Raw genomic sequence first — 16835 nt, 5'->3', positions numbered from 1 at the left:
GAAGTATGGTCGGATTGTTCCGTTTGTTCAGATAGAGTCAAATTCCGCCTGTATCGCCGCGACCAGAGCCGGAAGGACGGCGGCGCAGACGTCACTGAGCTCCACGGTGTGCCCCAATGTGGCGGGTTGCACCCCGAAGATGACAAGTTCCGGTGGCCAGATGCCCGTCTGCCGGGCCAGTCCGAGCACGTTGAACAAACCAATCTCGTGCAAGGAGAGTCCCCGCTCCGCGCTCAGTATCCGAACTTCATCGGATTGAAACCGCCGAAACGTCCCGGGTGACTGCCCCATGTCCGCCGCGTCTATAAAGATCACCTTGTCGACGTCTTCCAGATATCCGATCAGCCCCAGCCCGGCCGTGCCGCCGTCGATCAGTTCCACCCGGGGCGGCACTCCGACCTGCTCCAACGTCCGGATTGCGTGCACGCCAACACCCTCATCGCCGAGCAGCAGATTGCCCACGCCGATGACCCGGATCCTCATTCCACGAATTCCACATTCAGGAAATGCGCGGAACAGGAGATGCACGGATCATAGGCGCGTACCAGCATCTCGGAGAGCTGAGTGATCGCCTCGGGGCTTTTGTCCAAAACCTGCGGCACCAGCGTCCGCATATCCAGTTCGATGTTGGCCAGGTTTTGACCCGTCGGGATCACGCAGTTGGCCTTTTCGATCAGTCCCTGGGCGTTGAACGTGTAGTCATGGTACAGCACTCCCCGGGGCACTTCGGTGGCGCCGATGCCCCGGCCGGCCCGCGGCGTCACCGCGATGGGCTCGCGGCGAACGCCCCGCCGCAGCACTGTGTCGATGAGCTCGATCGCGTCCTCGAGGCAGTGCACGCACTCCACGACCTGAGCCACCGTGATCATGTAAGAGTTGTGGCAGGGGGCCCGGAGGCCCAGGGCGGCTGCCGCCTGCTTTGCCTCAGGCCGCAACCGGGCGTGGTTGTTGTTGAACCGCGCCAGCGCGCCCACCATGAAGCTGTCGCGTTTGGCTTTTGTGTGCTTGGCGGACGAGTGGGACACGATGAATTCGTTGGTCATCTTCAGATATTCGCCCACCGGCACCCGGCCGGCATCCGATGAGAGGATGTCGCCGTTGAGAAATGCGTATTCGTCGTCCCGGGTCAGGGAGATGTACTCCGTGGGGCGGTCGAACGCAGGAATTTTGTCCCGGACGGACTTGAAGAGTTCCACCGTTTCCCGTAAATCCTCACGGGCGGCGATGAGGCGCTGTTGCGCTTCTTTCAATCTGTTGAGATCCGGCACGTTCGTGAATCCGCCCACCGCCATGGACACTGGGTGGACGTGGCGTCCGGCAACCGCCGCGCACAGGTCGTTGGCGAGCTTCTTGAGCCGGAGCGCCCGCTGCACCACCGGCAGGTGAGAGACCGCCAGGGGCAACACGCTGCCCACGCCGAAGAAGTCGGGGGCGGCCAAGTAGTAGGCGTGGAGAACATGGGACTGCAGGGTTTCGCCGTGAAGGCAGATCTTCCGCAGCCGTGTGGTCTGCTCGGTGGGCGTCACCCGGAGGGCGGCCTCGCTGGCCTGGATCGAGGCGCAGGTGTGGCCTACCGAGCAGATGCCGCAGATCCGGCAGCTGATGTGGTGCGCCTCACAGTAGGGCCGTCCCTTAAGCATGGCCTCGAAGAAGCGCGGCGATTCGACGATCTCGAGCTTGCACTCCTCCAGGCGGCCGTCCTTGACGTTGATCCGGATATTGCCGTGGCCCTCCACGCGGGTGATGTGGTGGACGTTGACGGTGACGTTGGCGCTGCGGCTCATGATTTCCCCTCAGGCAAGGATTCGGTCAGGGACGGGATGTCCGCGTCCTGGATCTTCTCCTGGAACGTCTTGTAACCCAGGAACATCCTCGTCGTCTGACGGGCTTCTTCATAAGTCAGGCCGTGTTCGTGCAACACCTCGATCATGTAGGGAATGTTCGGTTGGTCCACCATGCCGCGGCAGGCCACACAGCTGTCGCCGAATTCGGGGCAGATGGCGCCACAGCCGGCACGGGTGATGGGGCCGAGACAGGTTTTCCCCTGGGTGTAGAGGCAGACGTTTTCCTTCAGCTTGCACTCCATGCAGACGGGGTAGTTGGGCAGCGTCGGGGTCTGGCCGGTCAGAAGGGCCTTGACGATCCGGAGAAATTCTCCCCGGTCGATGGGGCAGCCGTGCAGGTGGTGATCCACCTTGACGACCTGGTCAATGGGGCGGAATTCCCAAGTTGGGAAATAGCGGGACTGGTCTCCATAAACTGTTTGGCGGACTTCTTCCAGGTTGTGAACATTCTTCAGACAGTTGATGCCGCCGATGGTGGCGCAGGCGCCGAGGGCCACCACGATCCGGGCGTTATCACGGATCTTCTGCAGGCGGGCCACTTCCTCCTTGCGGGTGCATGACCCTTCGATGAAGGCGATATCGTAGTCGTCCGAGCGCTCGGTCATGATCTCGCGGAAGTTGACGATGTCGATGTGCGACACGAGATCCAGCAGCTCGTCTTCGCAGTTGGAGACAGTCAGTTGGCACCCCTCACAGCAGCTGAAATCAAAAAAAGCGACTCGCGGCTTGGCCATCAGATTGCCTCCTCGAGTTGGGTGACTTCCTGATAGCAGAAGACGGGACCCTTCTGGCAGATGTACACGTTGTTGATCTGGCAATGGCCGCACTTGCCCAGCCCGCATTTCATCCGTCGCTCGAGCGACAGGAAAATCTTTTGCTGGGGGACGCCCCGGGCCAGCAGCTCCAGGAGCACGTACTTGTACATGACCGGGGGGCCGCAAACCGCCGCCGCGGTTCGTTTCGGGTCGAAATCTATTTTGGGGAAGAGGGTGGTGATGACTCCGACATGCCCGCTCCAGCCGGCCTGCGGCGCGCGGTCCACCGTGATGTAGAAGTCAATGTTCCGGCGGTTGGTCCACTCGGCCAGCTCGTCCTTGAACAGCAGGTCGGCCGGGGTCTTGGCGCCGAACATGATGATGACCCGCCCGAAGGCCGGGCGGTCTTCCAGGACGGCGTGGATGAGCGAGCGGAGCGGCACGAGACCGATGCCGCCGGCCACAAACAGGACGTCGCGGTCCCGAAACGCGTCCAGGTTGAAGCCGTTGCCGTAAGGGCCGCGGATGGTCACCCTATCGCCGACTGTGTGCTGGTGCAGTAGGTTGGTGAAGTTGCCCACCTTTCGAACCACCAGGTCGAAGCTCTCCTTGCGATTGGGAGACGAGCTGACGGAGATGGGCGCTTCACCCACGCCGTAGATGCCGACTTCGACGAACTGGCCCGGCGTGTGTCCCAGAGACGCCTTGCCCGGCAGTTCCAGTTCAAACAGTTTCTCCAGCTCGGTCTCCTGATGGATCCGCTTGATAGTGGCCCATTGCGGCAGATAGGGCGACTGGCTCATCGCGCTCCTCCTTGGGGGCTCATTTCCGCAAAATGGTTGACGGTGTCCACGACGCTGATGTGCACAAGGCAGTTGCGGACGCACCGTCCACAGGCGACGCAGAACGTCTTCTTGTAGCGGATCACGGGGTAGAGAAACTTGCGATAGAAGCGGTGGCGGTTTCGGTCGCTGCGGTGTTTGCGGAAGTTTTCACCGCTGCCCACCAGGGCAAAATCCTCGAGCTGGCAGCCGTCCCACACCCGTTCCCGCTCGCCCCGCCTGAGGTTGGCGATGTCAACGTGGTCCTGCACGTCGAAGCAGTAGCAGGTGGGGCAAACGAGGTTGCAGGCGCCGCAGGACAGACAGCGCCGGCCCAGTTCTTCCCAGATCCGATCATGGTATTCGCCGCCGAACAGCAGCGGGAGGTGCCCCACGTCGGTCCGGACGGCGATCTTCTGGCTGGAGGTTTTCTTGTCGTACCACTCGCTGGCTGCCTTCACCGCGGTGTCCATGATCGGCACGGTGCGGGCGTAGGCATCAAGGGCGGTCTGCCCCTTGGGCGACCCGATCTCCACGGCATACCCTTCGCCGATATCCGTGAGAAACAGGTCAAAACCGTTGTCGGGCGGACGGATGGTACCCATGCTGGCGCAGAAGCACTGGTCGTCCGGCATGCAGTTGACGCCGATGATCAGAGCAGCGTTGCGTTTTTCCAGGTAATTCGGATCCGGATTTTCATCCTGAAACACCATGTCCAAACGCTGGATGCCGTGGAGATCGCACGGGTGGACACCGACCAGTGCCAGCGGCTGCCTTGCCACCACCGGAACCACCGTCGGCTGACCTGCTGACAGGTCAAACCGCAGGAGCGTCTCGCGCTGAGGGAAAAAGTACTTCTTGGGCGGCAGGATGGTGTGGACATAGTCCATCCGCAGCAGGGAATAATCGTCCAGCGGGACGAAGGTGAACTGACCCGGCTCCTTCTCGACGGGCCCGACCAGGTGAAAATCCCGGGCCATCTTTTTCAGAAAATCGGTGAAGTCGTTCTTCGCGATCAACCGATGTGGCATGGATCCTCCTGTCTCGCCACAGGCGAGATGAGCGCAGATTGCGCCGAGCGCGTTGTGAGATGTCCACTCTTTCCAATTATCATCGGGGCTTTTTTGAGTCAAGATGATATCTGTTTCAGGTGATCTTCCGTCTGCCCCGAAGCCAGCCCAACAATAAAGAACCTCCCCGCCTGATCGGCGGGGAGGGCGTGATCCATGATACCCCGGGAGAGATTACTGTACGGTGACCAGCGGTTTGAGCTGGGCCATCTTCTTCTCCCCGATTCCCTTGACCGCCATCAAGTCCTCGACCCTCTGGAACTTGCCGTTTTCCTTCCGCCATTCGACGATCCGTTGGGCGGTTTTGGGTCCGATGCCCGGAAGTTCCTCGAGCTCGGCAGCGGTGGCGGTGTTGATGTTGATTTTGCGGACGGTGTCCGCAGGTCCCTTAGAAGTGTCGTTCCCGCTCCCTTCCGCCAGGATCACGGGCGGGAGCGCGATCAGCACAGCCAGCATCAATCCGACGATCCATCTGCGATTCACGGTCATGATACCCTCCCTTCCGACGTTTGTTGTGTGAACGGCCTGCGCGCGGGCGATCACGAGACTCACCCTGACAAACGTTCTCGTTTGGCCGATTTACGAAAAACTGACGAAGAGAGCGTGGTTAGACCTATATCCGCTGATTTTAAGGCAGTTCAAATACGACAGATTGAAAATCAGTGCAAAAACGCGGTGACATCCGGCCCGGGGAAGGACAGTTGGAACCCGGGGCGGTGAAATCGCACCAGAATTTCGCCATGCCGGTGTGTGGTCAGGTTCGGGATGCCGCGACTCTCCAGCCGGGCGATGACGCGCGGGGATGGATGGTTGAAGCGCCAGGGGGAGCCGCTGGAGATCAGGACCAGCGAGGGATCGACGGACCGAAGCAGAGCAGGCGTGCTCGACGTCTGGCTGCCGTGGTGAGGGCTCTTCATGATCGCACAACGGTTCAGGCGGCCTGCTTCGGCAAGATACTGCTCGGTGGCGGCTTCGATGTCTCCGGTGAGCAGGATCCGGTGATCGCGCCACTGCCCCTCCAGCACCAGCGAGTTGGCATTGGCCCGCGAGTCCGGTTTCCCGCGTCCGGGGTGCAGCACGCGGAGGGTCAGTGAGTGGAATCGCAGTGTGTCACCTGCGGCTAGTGGGCGGATGACCAGTCGATTCAACCGCGCCTGCGCCGCCAACTCATCAGCGAACGGCGGTTGCCTGCGCCACTCGGCATCGGAGACAAACAGGGCGTTGACAGGAAACGCGCGCAACAGACCGATCGCCGAGCCGGCATGGTCCGTGTCGAAATGGGTGATCACCAGTGCGTCCAGCCGGCGGATCCCTTTTTCAAGGAGCGTGGGGATGAGCACGCGACGCGACAGATCGCCGGTGCCGTCCCGCGCTCGGTTGGGCGGCCCGATGGACGGCGTGCCGCCGGTGTCCACCATCACGTTGTCACCTTCGGGTGTCCGCAGCAACAGGCTGTCACCCTCTCCGACATCGAGTACGCTGAAGTGCAACCCATCCGGCCCGGGCAGGGGAATGCCGACCAGCGTCACCAGCATGAGAACGGAGATGATGAACGCCGAATGGTGCCGAGGCTGTTTGATCGCGAAACATAGCAACAACACAGTCAGATAGCACGCCGCCAGCAACCCGCCGGGTGGGATCATCCAGAGGGGCGGCCAGCGGCAGGCATCCACCAGCATATTGAGAATGCCCGCCAGCCAACCGGCCGCCTGAATGAGCATCCCGGCGGCCGTGCCCCCGAGGGCGGCGAGAGGCACAGCCAACAGCAACAGGATCATGATGGGCCACACCAGTGTGGTGGCGACCAGCGTCAGGACCGTGCCGCTCAAAGGCAGGGGGAAGTGCAGGGCGGCCAAAACCGGGAGGCTCACCATCAGCACCGCCAACGAAGCGCACAAACCGCTGACCGTCCAAGCTGCCGCGCGCAGTCCGCGCCCGACCCAGCGGCCGAAAACCGCCGGAGCCCACCAGCGGACATACCGGAAATGCAACCACTCCATCCGATAGCGCCACCGGCGCCCGGCACGGTGAGGTTGGGACGGATCAAGATCGATGCGCGGGGAGAACAGAGTCCCGGCGGCGTACTGGAGCGGTCCTGCGGCGGCCTGTGTCAACGGTCGACCCACCAGGGCGATGGCGCACACGGCTGAAAAAGTGAGCTGAAATCCAGCATCGAACAGGAACCACGGCTGCCAGGCCAGCAGGATCAGGGCGGCAAGGGCGATGGCGTTCAAGAATGCCGCCGGGCGGTTCAGCAGGCGTCCGAGGATGTAAATCATCGCGATGATAAACGCCCGGACCACCGAGACATGGTATTGCACCAGGACGAGATACAGTGACAGGACCACCAGGAGCAGAACGTGCCGCATCGGCGCCGGCAGCGGCAGCAGCGCGAGCAATCCTCCAACAAACAGCGCGATGAGTGTGAAGTGGGTGCCGCTGATCACCAGCAGGTGATAAATGCCGGCGTCGATGTATGCGCTGCGCAGTTCGGGCGTGCTGATATTCGAACCGAGGAGCAGGGCGCCCAACACTTCGGCGCGGACAAAGTCGCCGGATTCCGCGTGAATCAGGGTGTCCAGGCGCCGGGCGATGAGGTCACGCCAGCCTTCGGAAGCCGGGTTTACGATCGAAAACAGGCCGGGTGATTTGCAGCTTCCCAGCAACCGGATGTTGCGGTTCCAGTAGTACAGGCCGGCCGGTCGCGTGCCTTCGTTCCGGAAACCGCGGGGGAGGGTCAGCCGGGCCAGACACTGAATACGGTCGCCCCGCCGCCATTGACCCGGCCAGTCGTGGGGCACGTACACCCGCAGTAGAACGGGCAGCGCCGCCTCGACTTCACGGCCATGTCGCCAGATCCGATCCACCATGACCACGCCCTCCAGGGCGTCGCGTGCGGGTGTCGGGCGGGGCAGATCCAGGGTCATGCCTTCAAGCCGTTCGTATTTGCCGGCTGCTGAGTTGTCTCGCCAAGCATTGGTTTCGGCAGCGGATTGGCGAAACCGGTCCTGCTCGCGAAGCTCAAGGACCGCTCCCGCCAGCACAAACACGCATCCCAGAGCCAGTAGGGCGGACCGCTGGAATCCCCAATGCACGGCGATGAGGGCCGGGACCAACAAGGCGGCTGCGGCCATGGCCACTGCCGGCCAACCCGGCAGGCACACTGCGCGGGCGAGCAGGATGCCGAGAACGATCAGCGCCACGACCGGCAACAGCGGCGCCGTTAATCCCAGACGGGCTGGTGCAGCCGAATCACGCATGGCGTTCGATCCGGGCCAGGCATTCGATATGAAACGTATTGGGGAAAAAATCGTAAACGACCAATGCGGTCAACTGCCGGCCGGAAGTCAGGCAGGGCTGCACGTCCCGGCGTTGGGTGGCGATCTCACAGGACAGATACAGGATGGGATTCAATCGCGACTGTCCGATCCGGTGACGGACGGCGGGGCTGAGCCCAGTCCGCGGCGGATCCAGGAACAGAGCGTCAAAGACCGAATCCACAACGTTCTCGGCCAGCCAATGTTCGACGGACTGGTTACTGAACGTCAGGTTGTCCGCCGCATAGCGCCGTTGATTCAAGGGAAACAACCGACCCGCCGCCGGATCGCCTTCGACGGCGTGGACTGCGCGCACCCGCTGCGCGAACAGAAGGCTGAACAAGCCGACTCCGCTGTAGAGTTCCAGCAGGCGCGCATCGGGGTTCAGGTGCGTGACGGGGTGCCGTCCCACTTCTGCTGCTGCGGCCGGATACGCCTGAAAAAAAACGTCCGGACCGACTGTCAGCTGAAGTCCGCCGAAATCCAGATCTCCGGTTGGCATAACTTCCGCCTGGGGGCCAAAGACGACCAGGTACGGCGCCGCGTGTTGCACCTGCTGTTGGTCGAATGGACGGACCGGCTGACGTGTATGCACCCGGACAAGGGGAGCATTGTTTACTATAATAATAGTAATAAAATTTGGACGGATACCGGCGGTACGCAGCACCGGCAGCAATTCGTCCTGAATGTGAGGGATAATCTGGCGGATTGGCGTCGCGCAGATCAGGCAATCGCGAATTATTACTATATTATTAGTATTATGTTGGGCGAACCCGACGCCATTCAGGTTGGGCGCCACCTGGAAACGGACCCGGTGCCGGTAGCCGAACTCCTGGCCGTGTTGGCTGCCGCTTTCAACCGGCGGGCCCGAGGGCCAGATCTCTTCGGCGATGCGCGCCTTCCAGTGGGTTTGACAAGGGTAGGTCAGATGCATCAACTGGCAGCCGCCGCACCGGCCGAAGTACGGACAAGGCGGCGTCCGCCGATCGGGCGATGGGTTGAGCACATCGATCAGATCGGCTTCGGCGTAGGATCTGTGCTCGGTGCGCACACGAACCCGGACATCCTCTCCGGGGGCGCTGAACGGCACGAACACCGCCTGACCGTTGGCCCGCCGGGCCAGTCCCAACCCCCGGTGAATCAACTTGTCAATGTGGAGAATCTCGGTCATCGACTGTCCAACAGCGTGAGTTCGGACAGGCCGAACCGCTCGCGGATACGTCGGCGAGTCAGGCTCTCCAGGATGCGCTGGTACATCTCGGGTGGCAGGCTGGCACGGTGATGCCGGAGCTCTCGCCGGCAAGCTTCGGTCAGTGTCTTGCGCTCACTGGCGGACACCGAGTTGGCGAGCGCCGGAGCGAGATCATCCTCGATCGTGCGCAAATCCTTTTCCAGTCGCTCCGGGTCAGGGCGCTCGGAATGCTTCCAGGCGGTGATGATCTCCTCAAGACGCCGGGCCATGCGCATGCCGGTTTCCGCGGCGGGGGTGCCGGGATACCGATCGGCCAGACGGCGCAACTCGGTCTGACGTTCGGTCAGGAAACCGGACAAATCAATCGCCAGTGTTGCGGGAGCGGAATGGCGGGACAGTTCACTATCCTCGGTGGACTGTCCCTCTTGGCTGAGCAGATGGTGTTCGTACTCTTCCAGCACAGCCTGGTTACAATAGAACAGCGAGTTGACCAGACGGTGGCGAAGCTGCTTTTCGCGAAATGCCGTCAAGGCACGATCGATACCGCGAAGCGCTACATGGAGTGGAATTCCCATCGTCTGCCAGGTTTCGATCAGCGTCCAATCCAACGGAGACAGCAAGATATGCTTGCCGCGTTTGGAGATGAAGTGATCTTCAATATCGGTGAAGTAGTTGTAATAGTTAAAGCGTGGTTCATTCATGTGATTTTCTGTTTGCGTAGTAAATGCCGCCTAGTGTCAACTTGTCGGCGACGGCGGCCAGCCAATCCAGATCGGTGCGGAAAACAGTCAGAACGCCACCCGTGGCTACGGTCTGGGCGTCGGGATCCAATTCTGCGCAGACGCGCTGTGTGAATCCCTTCAGCAAAGGCAGATACCCAAGGAGCCAGCCGGAGCGCCGGCCGGCCTGTGTGCTGAATCCGCTGGCTCGGTCGGGGTGGGACAAGTCGTCGTGCAGCCAGCGTGCCGTCTGTCTGGTGAGGCGATCGGTGAACGCGCCGTCGCCCGGTGAAGGGGTGCCGCCGAGAAGCACGTCGCCTGCGGCAACTGTGTCAACGGCCGTAGCCGTGCCGATATTGATGACCGTGGGCGGTGAGACAAAACGCCGGCGGGCGGCGCCGGGGGTGACGATGCGATCGATGCCCAGATCGCCGGACGGCGGATACCTGATGGCGCGCAGGGATTGATTGGCGACAGCGACAACAGTTGGCTCATGATCCAAATACAGTCTGATGGGCCGAGTCCATGCGTCGGTCACAGCGGGTACGCCCGAGGCGATGGCAACGGCCCGGAGTGCCGTTCTGTCGCTCTGGCAAAAGGACAAATATTGGCGGATCACCAGGCCGTATTCGTCGGCAGATCGGCTCGGCTGTGCGGCCAGCCGCCACACGTGGTCTGGCTTGTCGGGGTCGCGAAAAATCCCACACGTCGCGTTGGTGTCGCCAACGTCAAGTACCAGCAGCATGCCCACGCTCCAGCGGATCAGGCAATTTCGGCGTTGATGATTGCGGCGACGCGGTCGATTTCTTGAATCCCCTGGCCGATGTTGGCCGTTGGGTCCAAAACGAGGACAACGTAATAATTATCCTTGAGATTCTTGGTGATGAAATTGGCCCCCTCATAACCGGTGACAATCTTGTCCAGGCCGGACACCCGGAGTCGGCCGACGATGCCGCGCATATGCTGGAGGAGGATCCCCTGGTATGCCCCGAGCAACTTGGTCCGGAACGAATCGAGATGACCGTAATACTGTACGTATTCGCACTCGCCGTCGAGAAAGATCGCGCCCGAGGCGCCGGCGACCGAATTCACCATGTCAGCGAGCAGCTTGGAAAAGGGCATGGTCAATTGCTCGTGACGTATCGCGGCTTTTTCACGTCTTCCGGATTGGGCAGGTCGATCAGACCCCTGGAAACCGCGGCCGCCAGCGCGTCGACCACTCGCCGGTCAAACTTCTGACCGGCTTTTCGATTGATGATCTCCAGGGCTTCCTCGGTGGCCAATGGTTTCTGGTACGGCCGCTCGGTGGTCATGGCATCGAACGCGTCGGCGACGCCGATGATGCGGGCAGCCAGCGGGATCTCGTCGCCCTTGAGGCCGCGCGGATAGCCGGATCCATCGAGCGATTCATGATGATAGCGCATGCCCGGGATAATGTGTTTGAGCTGCTGGATCTGGCTCATGATGTTACCGCCCAACTCGGGGTGCTGTTTCATGACCGCATATTCAGCTTCAGTGAGGATGCCCGGTTTCTGGAGAATGGAGTCCGAGATGCCGATCTTGCCCACATCGTGGAGCAGGGCGGCGATCTGGATGTTTTCCACTTCTTCGGTCGGTAACCCGAGTTCGGTCGCAATGATTTCCGAATAGCGGGTGACCCGTTCCGAATGTCCGCGGGTGTAAGGGTCCTTGGCGTCGATCGCCGCAGCCAGAGTCCGGATCGCACCCAGGAACAGCTGCCGGTTCTCCTCGGCCGCCTGCTTGAGGCGCTTGATGTAGTCCTCGATCTCCTCGGTCATGAGATTGAAGTTTTCAGCAAGGATGCCCAATTCATTATTGGATCGGATGTCCACCCGCTCGCTGAAGTTACCGTCGGTGATGGAAAGCGTCTTCTGCGTCAGAATCTGGATGGGGATGCTGATCTGCTGCGAAAACAAGAAGCTCATCAGCAGCGCCAGAATGATCGACAACAGAATCCAGTACACCGTTTGCCGGCGCATGTTCTGGATGACGACGTTGGCCACCTCGGCCGGCGTTTGAACCGCGACTCCCCACCCGACAACCGAGTCGGGAATCATGTACACGGTGCCCAGCATATCCTCGGGGTGCCCGGACGAGCGGTCCGTGAACGGAAATGTAGAGATGGCATGGGAGCGCAATTTGCGCAGTTCTTGGAAGATGGGACTGTCGGCGACGTTGATCCGGGCGCGGATGATCCGGATTTCCGGATGGAGAATGATATTGCCGTGGCTATCCAGGATGTACGCGGTGTTGCTGGACTGGTGGGCTCGCCGGACGGTGTCCATCACATCGGCCATGCTGAAGACCATGGTGATCACGCCCTGGATCTTGTTGTTGATCAGCACGGTCTTGCCGATGACGAACAATACCTGATTAAAATCCTCGGAATATTGCGGTCGGGAGATGTGAAAGTAGTCCGACGAAAGGCATCGCTGGATGGTGTCCATCAGCTCGCTGTTGATGGGCGATGCTTCGTCGATCCGATATCCGGCCTGCACGCCCCGGTTGTTCAGATACAACACCCGGATGTTGATGATCCGGTTGTGGGACTGGAACAGCGCCGTGATCAGATCGCGGGTCTTGCTGTCGTAAAACACAGCACTGGGATTGCTGGAGTCGTAGCCGATCTCGACGCTTTTCTCCACCGGTGTGATGATGTTGGCGGATGATCTTAAAAAGAGGGCGACCTCGCTGGCCACCGATTTGCAAATCTGCAGGTGCAGAAGTTTCTGGTCGGTGTCCAGAATGCCGGCGTTGTACGAGATAAGGTTGTAGCCACTGATGATCAGGGGGATGGTCCCGACGATGAGCATGGACAGGACCAACAGATTAACTATGCGGCCGCGCTTTTTACCCGTCTTCCGGATGCCTTGCATATTGCCTCGGGTTCCCGTGCCGTCATGGACGGGAACCGACTGTGGAGCGAGTATAACACAATTCCGGCAACGCTCACAATCAGCCGGACCAGGGAAACCGGTTGCAGTCGAACCGGAACACGGATCAGGCGGTGGTTGCGGATACGGAGCTGATCACTGCTGGTTTTTCATGTGTTTGGCGTACATGTAATGGATCAGGCTCAAGGGCAGCGGCATGAGAAATTCCACTCCAAAGCCGTGGCGGGGCGGTGAGGCGTTGGCCAGATTGACGCGGCGAACGACTCGTGACGGCAGTTCAACGGTGTGGATGCGCGACCGCAGGATCAGGGTGAAACGATCTAGCTCAATGGGCTCGCGGGTTTCGAAATAGGTGCCGCTCCAGCTGATGTTCCGGCAGACCACCGGGTACTGCGCGGTGCTGCCGTCGGGTTGGGCGAATGCCACAAATTCCACGGGTATTCGGATGAAGTGTCGGGGGCTGTAAGTCCGAACCTCGACCAACTGCTGGATTTTAGCCAGGTCGAGTCGTTTGAACGGATAAGGCTTTTTACCGAAAAGGAACGCCTTGTGTTCGGCGATCTGGTTGCCGGAATGCGTGACCGGAATGATGGGGATCTTGCCCGGTTGCTGGCGAAAGAACAGGGAAGCGATGGCCAGATAGTTGTCCATGAGGTTGCGGGAGAGACCCAAGAGGATGACCCAATCGGAGGCCGGGTTGCCTTTGATGAGCCGGAACACGTCGGAAACGGTTTTGACCGCGCTCACCTCCAGACCTTCGGAGTCGAACTCGATGCACCGGGAGTCCAGATTGAGATAGATGCAGCGCAACATCCCAATCGGCGTTTCGGGAGCAGGCGCTGCAGAACGCTTTGCCTTCATTTTCATAAGAATGTCGAGGGTAATTTATCAAATTAAAGAGGTGAACGCAAGATGGTTCGGGCCGGCTTCAGCCGGCCCGAAGCTCGATCATCCGGAAATGACAGGCAACGCGGCGATCACTCGCCTTTCTGCGCCTTCATCCGTTCCAGTAGTTCTTTGGGGAATCGTTCACCCAGTTTGGTGGCAAATGAGGCCACATCAGTCATATACCGCTGCTCTTCGCTCTCTTTCTCGCGGCGCGGCGGACGGCGGCCGCCCTTGCGCGGGGCGTGGCCGGCACCCGGATCACCGGCTTCCATGGCGGGCGGCTCGCCCAGCCGGCCGCTTAGGGCAACCTTTTCGGTGTCTTTGTTGATGTGCAGGATGCGGACGGTCACCTTGTCGCCGACATGAAGGGTTTCGTCGATGTTGCGCACAGGAGACCAGGAGATCTCCGAAATATGCATCAGCCCCTCGACCTGCTCCGAAAGCTTGACGAATGCGCCGTACCCGACCACGTTGGTGATCTCCCCTTCGAGGATATCGCCGGGCTGGTGATCCAGCGCGAACTGGGTAAACGGCGAAGGGGTAACCTGCTTGAGGGACAGGGAGATCTTCCGCTCGGTGGGATCCACGCGCAGCACCATGGTTTCCACCTGGTCGCCCGCCTTGATCACCTCGTTGGGATGGTTGATCCGGCGGGCCCAACTCATCTCGGATATGGGGATGAGGCCGGTGACACCGGGCTCCAGCTTCACGAAGGCGCCGAACGATTCGAGTTTTTCCACCTTGCCCTGGACGCGTTGTCCCAGCATGTATCGGTCGGCGACAGTGAGCCAGGGGTCGGCAACCAACTCCTTCAGGCTGAGACCGATACGCTCTTTTTCCATGTCCAGCTCAATGACCTGCACATCGATTTCCTGGCCGACCTTGACGATCTCGGAAGGCTTCTTGACTTTGTCCCAGGAGAGATTCGAGATGTGGATCAGGCCTTCCATGCCGCCCAGATCCACAAAGACGCCGTAGCCGGTGAGCCGGGTCACCTTGCCCTTGACCACTTGGCCGACGCTGATCTGGTTCCACAGGTCGTTCTTGAGACGGTCTTTCTCTTCCTGCAGCAGGGCGCGGCGGGATACGACCAGCTTGCCCAGGCGGGGATGGAATTTCATGATGCGGAACTGTTCGGTGCGGCCCACCCAGGTGTCGGTGTTTTCGACAAAGCGGAGGTCGATCTGCGAAGCTGGCAAAAAGCCCTCGAAACCCTCAATGTTGACACGCAGGCCGCCTTTGACCGATTCGCTGATGGTTCCGGTCACCGCCGTGCCGTCCTCGTACGCCTTCTTGAACTGGCGGATCATTTCCTGCCGGCGGGCGTTCTTGTGAGACAGGCGGATGGTGAAATCGGTAGTCACCGAGGAGACCACCTGCACCGTGATGGTGTCACCTTCCTTGTACAGGTACTCGCCCTGGGCGTTGCGGATCTCCTCGGCGGGAAAGCTGCCTTCGCAGCGGGTGCCGATATCCACGAGCACGTCATTGTCCTTGATTTTGACGATGGTGCCCTGCACGAACTCGCCTTTCTGGACGTTGGGGACCTGTTGATCCCAAGCGGCCATCATTTTCTCGAATTCCGAACCGCTGTCAGCCACGGCGGGTTCTGCGGCGGCGGGAACATCGGCCTGAGGCGGCGCCGCGATCTCCGTCGGGACGGCTTCGACCGGCGCGGATTCGCTCACGTGCGGGCGGGCCTCCTCATGGGGATTCGGGGTTGCTTCAGGCACTGGCTGGATGTTGTTTTCCAGGGGGTGGTTCTCGCTCATCCGGACACCTCGTTATAGACTCCCAGACAAAGAGTGATACTTTATCCAAAAAGACGTGAAATGACAAGTATTTTTCCGATTGCAAAAAAACATTTTCTCCGTAAGAATTGCAGTCCTTGGGTGTTGAATGACTTCCGCATACGATCCGTTCGCGCGGATGGGCGCGTGCCGGCCGGGAGGAGAGTGCGCGTGGCCTCAAGACGTTCGGATACCTTGCTTTACGGTTTCGGACGCGGCATTATGACGCTCCTGTATGCGCTGCCGCTCGGCGCGGCCATCGGCTTTAGCCGATGGGTGGCCGGCCTGTATTACCACTTCGACCGCCGCCACCAGCGGATCGCGGACGTAAACCTGTCCATCGCCTTTCCGGACATGCCGCCGGCCCGGAGACGGCAAATCGCCCGGGACTCCTACCGGAATCTCGGTGAGATGTTGGCGCTGATCGCCCACTTCCCGCGCCTGCACGATCCGAAGCGTCTGAGCAAGCTGGTCCGGTACGATTTCACGGATGAATACGTGAAATTCAAGGCGGAGAACCGGCCGGTCCTCATCCTAACGGCCCATCTCGGATGCTGGGAGCTGTTGTCCTTTGCGCACGGTGTGTTCCACCGCCCGATTCACTACCTGTACCGCCCCCTGGACAATCCGCGCATCGACGCCGCCCTGCTGCGCTATCGCGGCTTGTCGGGCAATCAGGCCATCTCCAAGCGGGACGCATCACGCAAGGTGCTCCGGGCGCTGGCATCGGGCGCCGACGTAGGCATTCTGGCGGACCAGAACGTGCAGGAGCGCGAAGGCGTCTTTGTGGACTTTTTCGGCAAGAAGGCGTGCATGACATCGGGCCTGGCCCTGCTGGCGTTGCGGAGTGGCGCGGCTGTGATCCCGTCGTTCCTGGTGCCGGATCCGGAACGGCGGACCCGCTATCTGATCCATGCGCTGCCGTCCATCCCTGTGCGCAACACCGGCAACACCGCGGCCGACGTTCTGGAAAACACCAGCCGCTACGCCCGCTGTATCGAGGAAGCCGTCCGGCAGTGGCCAGACCGGTGGCTGTGGGGGCACCGCCGTTGGAAAACCCGCCCGGTGGATGACCCGGCAGATCCCTATGCCGGGATCTGACTCCCTCCTTACCTGAGTGCGGCTTCGCCGGTTCCGTCAGACTGGCTGCGCGCACCCGGTCGCCAGCCAGTGTGACCAGTCGGATCGGTGGTTGGCCGCCGCCGTCTGTGCCGCAGCAGCCCAATCATAGGGCACCGACACGAACTCGACCGCCCATCCTGTTCCATGGTGACGCAGGATTGCATAGCGGGCGTGAGGCGCACCAGCGGCCATCATGTGGGGATGGGGCTCTTTGTCCCTGTAGGTCGGCAAGGTCGCGCTGCCGAGGTGGACCACTTGCAGTTTTTCGGAAAGGAGAATACGCCGCGGGATGTGGCTGTGCCCGCAGGCGACCACCTCAGATGGAAGCCCCAACAGTTCCCGCTCAAGGGAGTGCCGGCCGACCGGCCGGACGCGACCAGCACGGGTGACACGTTCCAGCAG

At 60.9% G+C, this 16835-nt stretch carries 15 protein-coding genes; 1 reads left to right on the top strand and 14 read right to left on the bottom strand.

Features of this window, described 5'->3' with window-relative positions:
• Nucleotides 1–27: 27 nt before the first annotated feature.
• From GX414_15315 to GX414_15250, 14 genes are all read right to left on the bottom strand, one after another.
• A complete protein-coding gene (locus tag GX414_15315; GenBank protein NLI48471.1) occupies nt 28–483 on the bottom strand; it encodes a hydrogenase maturation protease in 456 nt (151 codons plus the stop codon).
• Nucleotides 480–1784, bottom strand: a complete 1305-nt coding sequence (locus tag GX414_15310) for a Ni/Fe hydrogenase subunit alpha (GenBank protein ID NLI48470.1) — start codon at nt 1782–1784, stop codon at nt 480–482. Before GX414_15310 ends, GX414_15315 begins: the two co-directional genes overlap by 4 nt.
• Nucleotides 1781–2578: an NADH:ubiquinone oxidoreductase gene (locus GX414_15305; protein ID NLI48469.1), complete on the bottom strand. Its 798-nt coding sequence runs from the start codon at nt 2576–2578 to the stop codon at nt 1781–1783. The genes GX414_15310 and GX414_15305 overlap by 4 nt, the downstream gene beginning before the upstream one ends.
• Nucleotides 2578–3402: an oxidoreductase gene (locus GX414_15300; protein NLI48468.1), complete on the bottom strand. Its 825-nt coding sequence runs from the start codon at nt 3400–3402 to the stop codon at nt 2578–2580. The genes GX414_15305 and GX414_15300 overlap by 1 nt, the downstream gene beginning before the upstream one ends.
• Nucleotides 3399–4451 carry a Ni/Fe hydrogenase subunit beta gene (locus GX414_15295; protein ID NLI48467.1) on the bottom strand — a complete coding sequence of 351 codons (1053 nt, stop codon included), beginning with the start codon at nt 4449–4451 and terminating at the stop codon, nt 3399–3401. The genes GX414_15300 and GX414_15295 overlap by 4 nt, the downstream gene beginning before the upstream one ends.
• 213 nt (nt 4452–4664) lie before the next feature.
• Nucleotides 4665–4979 (bottom strand): helix-hairpin-helix domain-containing protein, encoded by a 315-nt coding sequence (locus GX414_15290; GenBank protein NLI48466.1) that lies wholly within the window; start codon nt 4977–4979, stop codon nt 4665–4667.
• Between the two features lie 170 nt (nt 4980–5149).
• Nucleotides 5150–7750 (bottom strand): DUF4131 domain-containing protein, encoded by a 2601-nt coding sequence (locus GX414_15285; GenBank protein ID NLI48465.1) that lies wholly within the window; start codon nt 7748–7750, stop codon nt 5150–5152.
• Nucleotides 7743–8936: a class I SAM-dependent RNA methyltransferase gene (locus GX414_15280; protein NLI48464.1), complete on the bottom strand. Its 1194-nt coding sequence runs from the start codon at nt 8934–8936 to the stop codon at nt 7743–7745. Before GX414_15280 ends, GX414_15285 begins: the two co-directional genes overlap by 8 nt.
• 38 nt (nt 8937–8974) lie before the next feature.
• Nucleotides 8975–9700 (bottom strand): hypothetical protein, encoded by a 726-nt coding sequence (locus tag GX414_15275; GenBank protein NLI48463.1) that lies wholly within the window; start codon nt 9698–9700, stop codon nt 8975–8977.
• The gene (locus tag GX414_15270) at nt 9693–10463 is read right to left on the bottom strand and encodes a type III pantothenate kinase (protein ID NLI48462.1); all 771 of its coding nucleotides are present in this window, start codon (nt 10461–10463) and stop codon (nt 9693–9695) included. Before GX414_15270 ends, GX414_15275 begins: the two co-directional genes overlap by 8 nt.
• A gap of 17 nt (nt 10464–10480) precedes the next feature.
• Nucleotides 10481–10840, bottom strand: a complete 360-nt coding sequence (locus tag GX414_15265) for a hypothetical protein (GenBank protein ID NLI48461.1) — start codon at nt 10838–10840, stop codon at nt 10481–10483.
• A gap of 2 nt (nt 10841–10842) precedes the next feature.
• The gene (locus GX414_15260; GenBank protein ID NLI48460.1) at nt 10843–12615 is read right to left on the bottom strand and encodes an HD domain-containing protein; all 1773 of its coding nucleotides are present in this window, start codon (nt 12613–12615) and stop codon (nt 10843–10845) included.
• A gap of 153 nt (nt 12616–12768) precedes the next feature.
• On the bottom strand, nt 12769–13446 hold the full coding sequence (locus GX414_15255; protein NLI48459.1) for a hypothetical protein: 678 nt from the start codon (nt 13444–13446) through the stop codon (nt 12769–12771).
• A gap of 164 nt (nt 13447–13610) precedes the next feature.
• Nucleotides 13611–15293 (bottom strand): S1 RNA-binding domain-containing protein, encoded by a 1683-nt coding sequence (locus tag GX414_15250; protein NLI48458.1) that lies wholly within the window; start codon nt 15291–15293, stop codon nt 13611–13613.
• Between the two features lie 240 nt (nt 15294–15533).
• Here GX414_15250 and GX414_15245 point away from each other — a divergent pair, with 240 nt between their 5' ends.
• Complete coding sequence (locus GX414_15245) at nt 15534–16412, top strand: lysophospholipid acyltransferase family protein (GenBank protein ID NLI48457.1); 879 nt, start codon at nt 15534–15536, stop codon at nt 16410–16412.
• Nucleotides 16413–16835: the final 423 nt, after the last annotated feature.

The sequence above is a fragment of the Acidobacteriota bacterium genome, from assembly GCA_012517875.1.
Classification (GTDB): Bacteria; Acidobacteriota; JAAYUB01; order JAAYUB01; family JAAYUB01; genus JAAYUB01.
This window is presented reverse-complemented; position numbering and strand designations above follow the sequence as displayed.